This window comes from Blautia ammoniilytica, from assembly GCF_025566965.1.
Classification (GTDB): Bacteria; Bacillota; Clostridia; order Lachnospirales; family Lachnospiraceae; genus Blautia_A; species Blautia_A ammoniilytica.
Window position 1 is genome coordinate 71,049 of the sequence record NZ_JAOQJL010000017.1, and the last position, 7,153, is coordinate 78,201.

Here is a 7,153-nt window from a genome sequence, read left to right on the forward strand (position 1 = left end):
GTATGTCAAGAAATCTATTACAAATGACGGGTAAGATTTTTGATGAGTTTGCTACCCGAGTTAGTGAGGAACATAAAGAATATATTGTATCTGTAAATAGACATATATCTATAAGCGAAGAAAATCGGGCAGAGTGTTGTGAATTATTAAAAGATGCAATTATAATCGGTAGGAGACATGATTATTTGCCCACAGTTGTTTTTATAAAATATAAGGAAGAATTTTATGTAGGAATAGATACAAGGTATGCTGAAAAATTTGAAAATTTTGGATATGTGATGGAAGAAAGGGCCGCAATTTGTATCGGATGTCAAATTTTAAGTATAACAGAAAAATATTACCAACTAAAAGTAGAATCAAGAGAACTGATAGATTATTGTTTGGGATTACAACCAGAAGAAGGTATGGATGCGGTTGTTTTTTCAGAAGATAATATTCTTGACTTGATTTATGGATTATCAATTTTTAAGGTGGTAAATAATGAGTTGGAAATAGATATTGATTCTTTGGATGATGTGTTGAGAGTTTCAGTATTATTATTGATTGCGAATAGTGAAAAAATAACTCCTGTTTATAAAGAAACTATGGAAAAACTATTATCAATGATATGTGTAAGGAAAATATGCAGTAATATTTTGGATTTTCTTATCATCAAAGACACTAGAATTAAATTTTTAAGTTTATATCAATGCATAGAATTTCTCTTTATTCCAAACAGGGCAAGCGAATTTGTACAAAAGTATAATATGAATATTTCGGATGCATTAAAATTACATATAAATGAAGCGATGAGAAGGGATGAACGAATAAACGCATTAGCAATCTTAAAAATTGCAGGAATGCCTTTGATTCATAAGATGTACATTTTATTGTTTAATGAATCAGAGGGTGATAATGAGTTAGAACGCATTAATAATTGGATATATGACAAAAGATGCTCAATAGCTCATTTTAGATATGGACAACAAAAAAATGAAGAAACATATGTAAATGAAGAAATATTAGAAATGATGTTAGAATTATTAGTAGGGATTTTTTCAAATATGAATCAAAATATGAAAGATATTTGTAGTGGACTTGTAAAATTAGAGGAAAGTACTTTGGCATAAATGCTAAGGTACTTTTTCTTATTGTTATTTTATTTAAAACAGTGTATACTAAAGTTGTAACAGAACGACTTTAATGTAACAGGAAGGTATCAACTATGAATATAGCTGCCTATTGCCGAGTTTCCACCGATAAAGCTGACCAGCTCAACAGTCTGGAAGCGCAAAAAGAATTTTTCTCTGAGTACACCCAGCGTACCGGTGACAACTTAGTAAGATTATATGCTGACGAAGGAATTTCAGGTACAAAAATAAAAAATCGAAAAGAATTTTTACGCATGATGGTAGATGCCGAGCATGGACTGTTTGATATGGTGGTTGTAAAGGATATTTCCCGTTTTGCAAGAAACACGGTTGACCTTCTGCAAAACGTCCGCAAGCTGAAAGCATTGGGTATCGAAACACAGTTCCTGACAGCCAATATGACCAGCATGGGAAACAGCGAATTTGTCCTGACGATTTTTGGCGCACTGGCGCAGGAGGAAAGTGCTAATACTTCTAAGCGTGTAAAGTTCGGCAAGAAAATGAATGCAGAAAAGGGACGAGTTCCGAATATTGTGTACGGATATGATAAAACCATCGGTGATTACTTTAATTTGGCAATCAATGAGGAAGAAGCAGCTGTTATCCGTCAGATTTATAGATGGTATATCGAAGAAGGTTACGGTGCCGCCAAAATTGCGAATATGCTGAATGCCAAGGGCATCCGGACAAAGCGTAATTGCCAGTGGAGCCAGAATGCAACCTGCCGGATTCTGACAAATGAGCTTTATACCGGTAAAATCATCAATGGTAAGCAGGAAGTAGCTGACTTCCTGACCGGACAGAGAACGGAAAAAGATGAAACGGAGTGGATGGTAACAGAACGTCCGGAACTGCGGATTATTGAGCCGGAAATGTATGAAAAGGCACAGGAGATTTTGGAGTCCAGAAGCAAGGCTTTTAAATTAACGAAGGAACGGCAGAGCAATAAGTATTTGTTTTCTACTCTGATTAAATGTAAGGAGTGTGGCTGGTCTTTCCGACGAACGGTTCGTACCTATAAGAATACCTATATTCGCTGGGTCTGCTCCGGTCATAATGGTCGTGGTGCGGATAGCTGCCCCAATGCGCAGACAGTAGACGAAGAAGAGCTGATTGAAGTTTTATCCGAATATTTTTCCGAGCTGCTGAAAGCAAAGAAAAATGTAATTCGTCATGTGACGAGTGAATTTCAACGGGTTTACAAGGCGAAAGACGAGAATCTGAATTACGAAAAGGAACTGAATGCACAGCTTCGCAAGCTTCAAAAGATGCGTCAGAAATATATGGATATGTACACAGACGATCTCATTACCCGTGAGGAATTGAATGAAAAAATCGGCGGAACAAAACAGGAAATCGAGCGTCTGGAAAATGAGTTGAAAATGGTTGCCTATCATCTGACAAAAGGAGAACAGCTGGAAACAATCCTGAATCGTACTTTTAAAGAGATTGAAGATATTTCAGATGTCCGCCAGATGACCAATGCACAGCTAAAACGCATAATCCAGAAAATCGAAGTGGACAAGGATGGTAATGTAGATATTTATTTACGCATCTTTGGAGATTTGGGCCTAGATGAAACCGTTCTAATTAGTGACAACCAAACATAAAGATGTGACAGAGCGTCTGGCGTCTATTCGTCCGTCTTTGGCAGAACGGACACGGGAGGTATTGGAGGTGAACAAGCAGGAACGACATATCCGGGGCGGACTGGCTACAAGGGAGAAGTACCTGCATCTTCATGAAAAATATCCAGAGCAGGATGGTGGTTAAATATGCAGCAGCCTCGATTCCGGGGCTGTAGTATCGTGCTGAGATATAGGGCAAGGGTTGAATCTGCTGGGAAGCTATTGTATAATTTGGGTAATTATTTGGTGAGTAAGAAGGAGAAAACAGAGATAAATCGGAGGTACAGCATATGCGGCTGACAAAGGTACAGGATGCATTACAGAAAAAGAAAATTAAATATGAATATACAGAAGTAGATAATTGCGGAAGCCTGGATTTTTTATTCCGGGGCCTGAAATTTCATGTGTGGGAATATGAAGATAAGGTCTGGGGAGCAGAAACCAATGTTTTTGAAGCTGGCAGAAGCCAGGATATAGAAGGGGATTATGAAGAAGTGATTTCAAAAGAGATCCTCAGCTGGCCGGACATGCTGCCTGGAACATGATGTATGTGATGTGATGTGATGTGACATGCCAGGAAAAACGGCAGAGTCAATGCCGTATTTCTCCTTAACATGTGCGGTTTTTTCAAGGAAGTGTATAATTTGAAAATAATTAGAAAACAGAAAAAAGGAATCCGACGATTTGGATTGATTTTAATCTGCATGATAATGATAGGGTGTACAGGCTGTGGTAGCAGTGGAAAAAAAGAAGGGCAGGCAGAGGCAGCAGGTCCGGCCAGGCCTTCCAAAGCTCCTGAAATTGCACAGGAAATGCCGGAAGAAGTTACTGTAGTAAGACCAAGTATAAATCCATCTTTAAGTCCTGAGCCAACGGCTGTCTCCACATCTGTAATTGCGGTCAGTGCCACTCCAGAGATAAGCAGTGAACCAGAGATCAGTGCGGCTCCTGTTGTGAGTGTCACGCCTCCGCCGGAAATGAGTCCAGTGCCCACCATAACTCAGGCGCCTACCATTACCCCGGCGAAGCGAAAGCCTGAGCAGTCTTCAGAAGAAGGTACTCTAAGCAGACCTGACCATCCGGATACGGTGACGAATGATAAGCTGATCTTTGTGGGCGATTCCAGGACAGAAGGGATCCGTGATGCAGTAGGAGATGACAGTGTCTGGTCTTGTCTTTCAGGAAAAGGGTATGACTGGATGGTGCAGACTGGAGTACCGCAGATCGAAGATGAGATCGAGAAAAACACGGCCATTATTTTTTTGATGGGAGTAAATGACCCTTTCAATGTAAATAATTATATCAATTACATTAATGAAAAGGCCTACGAATGGGCGGCAATAGGAGCCCAGACATATTTTGTGTCTGTAGGACCGGTTGAGAAGGATCCCTATATAACCAATGCGCAGATTGAAAGCTTTAACACATCTATGGAGAATAATCTTTCCGGAGTGAAATACATTGATGTTTATACCCATCTTGTGGAAAATGGGTATGCTACTGTGGATGGTCTGCATTATCCGGCAAATGTATCCATAGAAATATACAATTACATTTTGGAAAATCTGGAGGAAGTAAGAAGCGGTATCTGGGGATAGAACAGGCAGGAAAATCAGTTTTTTGTGTCTGTAACAGGGATTTCTTTTTGGAAGCCTTTGGTATAATGCATTTCATAATCGTCTGTGATAAACACTGCCTGAACATTGTCCAGGGATTCTGCATAGGTAAGCCCATCTTCTAATCCAAGGGCAAAACAACTAGTACTTAAAGCATCGCCCATCACGGACTGATCACAGACAATAGTAACGGAAATCAAGCCGTTCTGGTATGGATAGCCTGTTTTAGGATTCAGGATATGATGGTAAGATTTGCCATTGTATTGGAAACAGCGTTCATAAATACCGGAAGATACTACAGACTTATTCGTGATATCCATAATGGCTTCTGTTTCATTGCGATCTGCAAAAGGCTTTTGGATGCCTATTTTGAAAGGAGTTCCGTCAGGCTTTTTTCCTATGCAAAGAACATTTCCACCCAGGTTAATGATCCCGCTTTCTACACCTTGGGATACAAGATACTCTTTAATACGGTCAGCAATGTATCCCTTTGCTACAGCACCCAGATCAATCTGGATATCAGGAGAATCAAAGGTAATGATCCGATCCTGCAGATTTATATGCTGATAGCCACAGGAAGAAAGGGCAGTGTGAATGGCACTGTATTCAGGTGGAATCGGATTTTCAGCTGTAAAATTCCAAAGAGATGTGAGAGGTGCAATGGCAATGTCAAAGGCACCTTGGGTAGCTTCTGAATAGGAAAGGCCGGTGGCAATCAGATCGGCAAGGGGCTGGGATATCTGGTAGGAATTTTCCCTGCCATCCACATGGGAAAGCTTACGGTGATTCAATTGATAAAGCTCACTTGTTTCAAGTGTACGGCTGAATATTTTTTCGTACTTATCACAAAGTGCCATGGAATGATCCAGAAGGGTCTGATCCTGTGAATCATAAATTGTAATGGTAACAACCGTGTTCAGCTTCAGGGAGGTTTCCTGAAGGGGCTGGGAGGTATCTTGGGAATTTTGCAGGGAGCTGTCTGTATTTTTACATCCGGATAAAAAGACAGTGCACAACAGCAAAAGAATAATATAAGAAAAATGTCTGTTCATATGAAATCGTTTCTTTCCTGCAGGATATTTTGGCGTACCTTCCTGCATAAGGAAAGTATACCAGAAAAAGAAGGCCAGGCACAGCAGGAAATAAAATAAGTTTTAAGGGGAGATTACGATGGAAAAAGGAACTAATTGTGAGTATTGTGTAAATTATTCTTATGATGAGGATTATGAGTGCTATACATGTGAAGTGAATCTGGATGAAGATGAGATGGCACATTTTATTACAGGAAATTTCAGACAATGTCCTTATTTTAAAATGGGGGACGAATATCGGGTAGTGCGAAAACAGATGTAAAAGCATCCAGATAAGGTACAGAAGTAACGGGAGATGCAAAAATTTTTAATTAAGGTATTGACATATCTGGAAAAAGATGATATTGTTCTTTAGAACGCTGCCGAAGACAGTAGGTGCCGTATGGCATAAGGTTTAAAACGCCTACCGAGGAATAAGTATTCTTATAAGAGATTACTGGAACCTTACTGTCATGCAGTAAGGTTTTTATATTGCAGGAAAGCATGTGCTTTCTGGTAATAAAAACCCTCCGGGTAGAGTCTCATTGTGACGGCGGTATATCAAAATCTATAAGGAGGTGTACCATTTCATGGCAAAAGTAGAACTGAAACAACCAATCGTAAATGAAATTTCTGACAGCATTAAAGACGCACAGGCAGTAGTTCTGGTTAACTACAGTGGTCTTACTGTTGAGCAGGATACAGTTTTACGTAAAGAGTTAAGAGAGTCTGGTGTACAGTACAAGGTTTACAAGAACACTATGATGCATCGTGCATTTGAAGGTACTGCATGCGAGGATCTGATTCAGCATTTACATGGAACAAATGCTCTGGCTATCTCTGATACAGATGCAACTGCTCCTGCAAGAATTCTTGCAAAATATGCAAAACAGTATCCGGCTCTTGAGTTAGTAGCTGGTATTGTTGAAGGCAACTACAATGATCAGGCAGGAATTCAGGCACTGTCCCAGATTCCTTCCAGAGACGAACTTCTTGGAAAACTTCTTGGAAGCATCCAGTCTCCGATCACAAACTTCGCTCGTGTGCTTAAGCAGATTGCAGAAGCAGGCGGAGAGAGCGCAGCACCTGCTGCAGAAGAAGCAGCTGAGGCTGAGGCACCGGCAGCAGAATAATCTGGCCGGTTATATCATGATCCCCTATAGAGGGAAAATTCATTATTAATAAAATTATAAAATGGAGGTAATTGAAATGGCAAAGTTAACAACTGAAGAATTTATTGCGGCAATCAAAGAATTATCCGTATTAGAGTTAAATGATTTAGTAAAAGCTTGTGAAGAAGAGTTCGGCGTATCCGCAGCAGCAGGTGTTGTTGTTGCAGCAGCAGGACAGGCAGAGGCAGCTGAGGAGAAAGATGAGTTTGACGTAGAGCTGACAGAAGTTGGCCCGAACAAAGTTAAAGTTATCAAAGTTGTTCGTGAAGTAACAGGTTTAGGTCTGAAAGAGGCTAAGGCTGTTGTTGATGGCGCTCCGAAAGCAGTTAAAGAGGGTGCTTCCAAAGCAGAGGCTGAGGATATCAAGGCTAAACTTGAGGCAGAAGGCGCTAAAGTTACTCTTAAATAATTTTTGCCTTTTATGCCCCCCGCAAATGCTTGCTTCGCAAGGGCACTGAAAAACTTCCATTTTTTCTTAAGTGGAAGTTTTTCTTTTATATTTTTTCAATTTTTTTTTAGAAAAAGCACAAAAAAGCT

General features: G+C 40.0%; 8 protein-coding genes, 1 pseudogene and 1 other annotated feature. Of the genes and pseudogenes, 8 read left to right on the forward strand and 1 reads right to left on the reverse strand.

Annotated features, from left to right (window positions below; translation table 11 throughout):
• Nucleotides 1-2 precede the first annotated feature (2 nt).
• The 5 genes and pseudogenes from OCV61_RS09955 (at nt 3) to OCV61_RS09975 (ending at nt 4,356) form a co-directional block, all read left to right on the forward strand.
• On the forward strand, nt 3-1,109 hold the full coding sequence (locus tag OCV61_RS09955) for a hypothetical protein (protein WP_138344429.1): 1,107 nt from the start codon (nt 3-5) through the stop codon (nt 1,107-1,109).
• A 95-nt stretch (nt 1,110-1,204) separates the two neighbouring features.
• Nucleotides 1,205-2,740 (forward strand): recombinase family protein, encoded by a 1,536-nt coding sequence (locus OCV61_RS09960; protein ID WP_158421676.1) that lies wholly within the window; start codon nt 1,205-1,207, stop codon nt 2,738-2,740.
• Nucleotides 2,727-2,903: pseudogene (locus OCV61_RS18810) on the forward strand (sporulation transcriptional regulator SpoIIID); the annotation flags it as partial. The gene OCV61_RS09960 and the pseudogene OCV61_RS18810, both read left to right, overlap by 14 nt.
• A gap of 145 nt (nt 2,904-3,048) precedes the next feature.
• Nucleotides 3,049-3,303, forward strand: a complete 255-nt coding sequence (locus OCV61_RS09970; RefSeq protein ID WP_158421678.1) for a kinase — start codon at nt 3,049-3,051, stop codon at nt 3,301-3,303.
• Between the two features lie 99 nt (nt 3,304-3,402).
• Nucleotides 3,403-4,356 carry a hypothetical protein gene (locus OCV61_RS09975; RefSeq protein WP_262582779.1) on the forward strand — a complete coding sequence of 318 codons (954 nt, stop codon included), beginning with the start codon at nt 3,403-3,405 and terminating at the stop codon, nt 4,354-4,356.
• Between the two features lie 14 nt (nt 4,357-4,370).
• Here OCV61_RS09975 and OCV61_RS09980 read toward each other — a convergent pair whose 3' ends face one another.
• Complete coding sequence (locus OCV61_RS09980) at nt 4,371-5,426, reverse strand: FAD:protein FMN transferase (RefSeq protein WP_158421679.1); 1,056 nt, start codon at nt 5,424-5,426, stop codon at nt 4,371-4,373.
• A 118-nt stretch (nt 5,427-5,544) separates the two neighbouring features.
• Between OCV61_RS09980 and OCV61_RS09985 the strand changes: the two genes are divergently transcribed.
• The 3 genes from OCV61_RS09985 to rplL all read left to right on the forward strand — a co-directional run bounded on the left by OCV61_RS09985 (nt 5,545) and on the right by rplL (nt 7,025).
• Nucleotides 5,545-5,727 (forward strand): DUF6472 family protein, encoded by a 183-nt coding sequence (locus OCV61_RS09985; protein WP_158421680.1) that lies wholly within the window; start codon nt 5,545-5,547, stop codon nt 5,725-5,727.
• Between the two features lie 82 nt (nt 5,728-5,809).
• Nucleotides 5,810-5,944, forward strand: a sequence feature (ribosomal protein L10 leader region).
• Nucleotides 5,945-6,034: 90 nt separating this feature from the next.
• The gene (gene rplJ / locus OCV61_RS09990) at nt 6,035-6,577 is read left to right on the forward strand and encodes a 50S ribosomal protein L10 (RefSeq protein WP_158421681.1); all 543 of its coding nucleotides are present in this window, start codon (nt 6,035-6,037) and stop codon (nt 6,575-6,577) included.
• Between the two features lie 76 nt (nt 6,578-6,653).
• Nucleotides 6,654-7,025 (forward strand): 50S ribosomal protein L7/L12, encoded by a 372-nt coding sequence (rplL, locus tag OCV61_RS09995; protein WP_158421682.1) that lies wholly within the window; start codon nt 6,654-6,656, stop codon nt 7,023-7,025.
• The last annotated feature ends 128 nt before the right edge of the window (nt 7,026-7,153 follow it).

Coding starts and splice junctions, on each gene's coding strand:
- OCV61_RS09955 (WP_138344429.1), top strand. CDS start 3: ATGTCAAGAAATCTATTACAAATGACGGGTAAGATTTTTGATGAGTTT.
- OCV61_RS09960 (WP_158421676.1), top strand. CDS start 1,205: ATGAATATAGCTGCCTATTGCCGAGTTTCCACCGATAAAGCTGACCAG.
- OCV61_RS09970 (WP_158421678.1), top strand. CDS start 3,049: ATGCGGCTGACAAAGGTACAGGATGCATTACAGAAAAAGAAAATTAAA.
- OCV61_RS09980 (WP_158421679.1), bottom strand. CDS start 5,426: ATGAACAGACATTTTTCTTATATTATTCTTTTGCTGTTGTGCACTGTC.
- OCV61_RS09985 (WP_158421680.1), top strand. CDS start 5,545: ATGGAAAAAGGAACTAATTGTGAGTATTGTGTAAATTATTCTTATGAT.
- rplJ (WP_158421681.1), top strand. CDS start 6,035: ATGGCAAAAGTAGAACTGAAACAACCAATCGTAAATGAAATTTCTGAC.
- rplL (WP_158421682.1), top strand. CDS start 6,654: ATGGCAAAGTTAACAACTGAAGAATTTATTGCGGCAATCAAAGAATTA.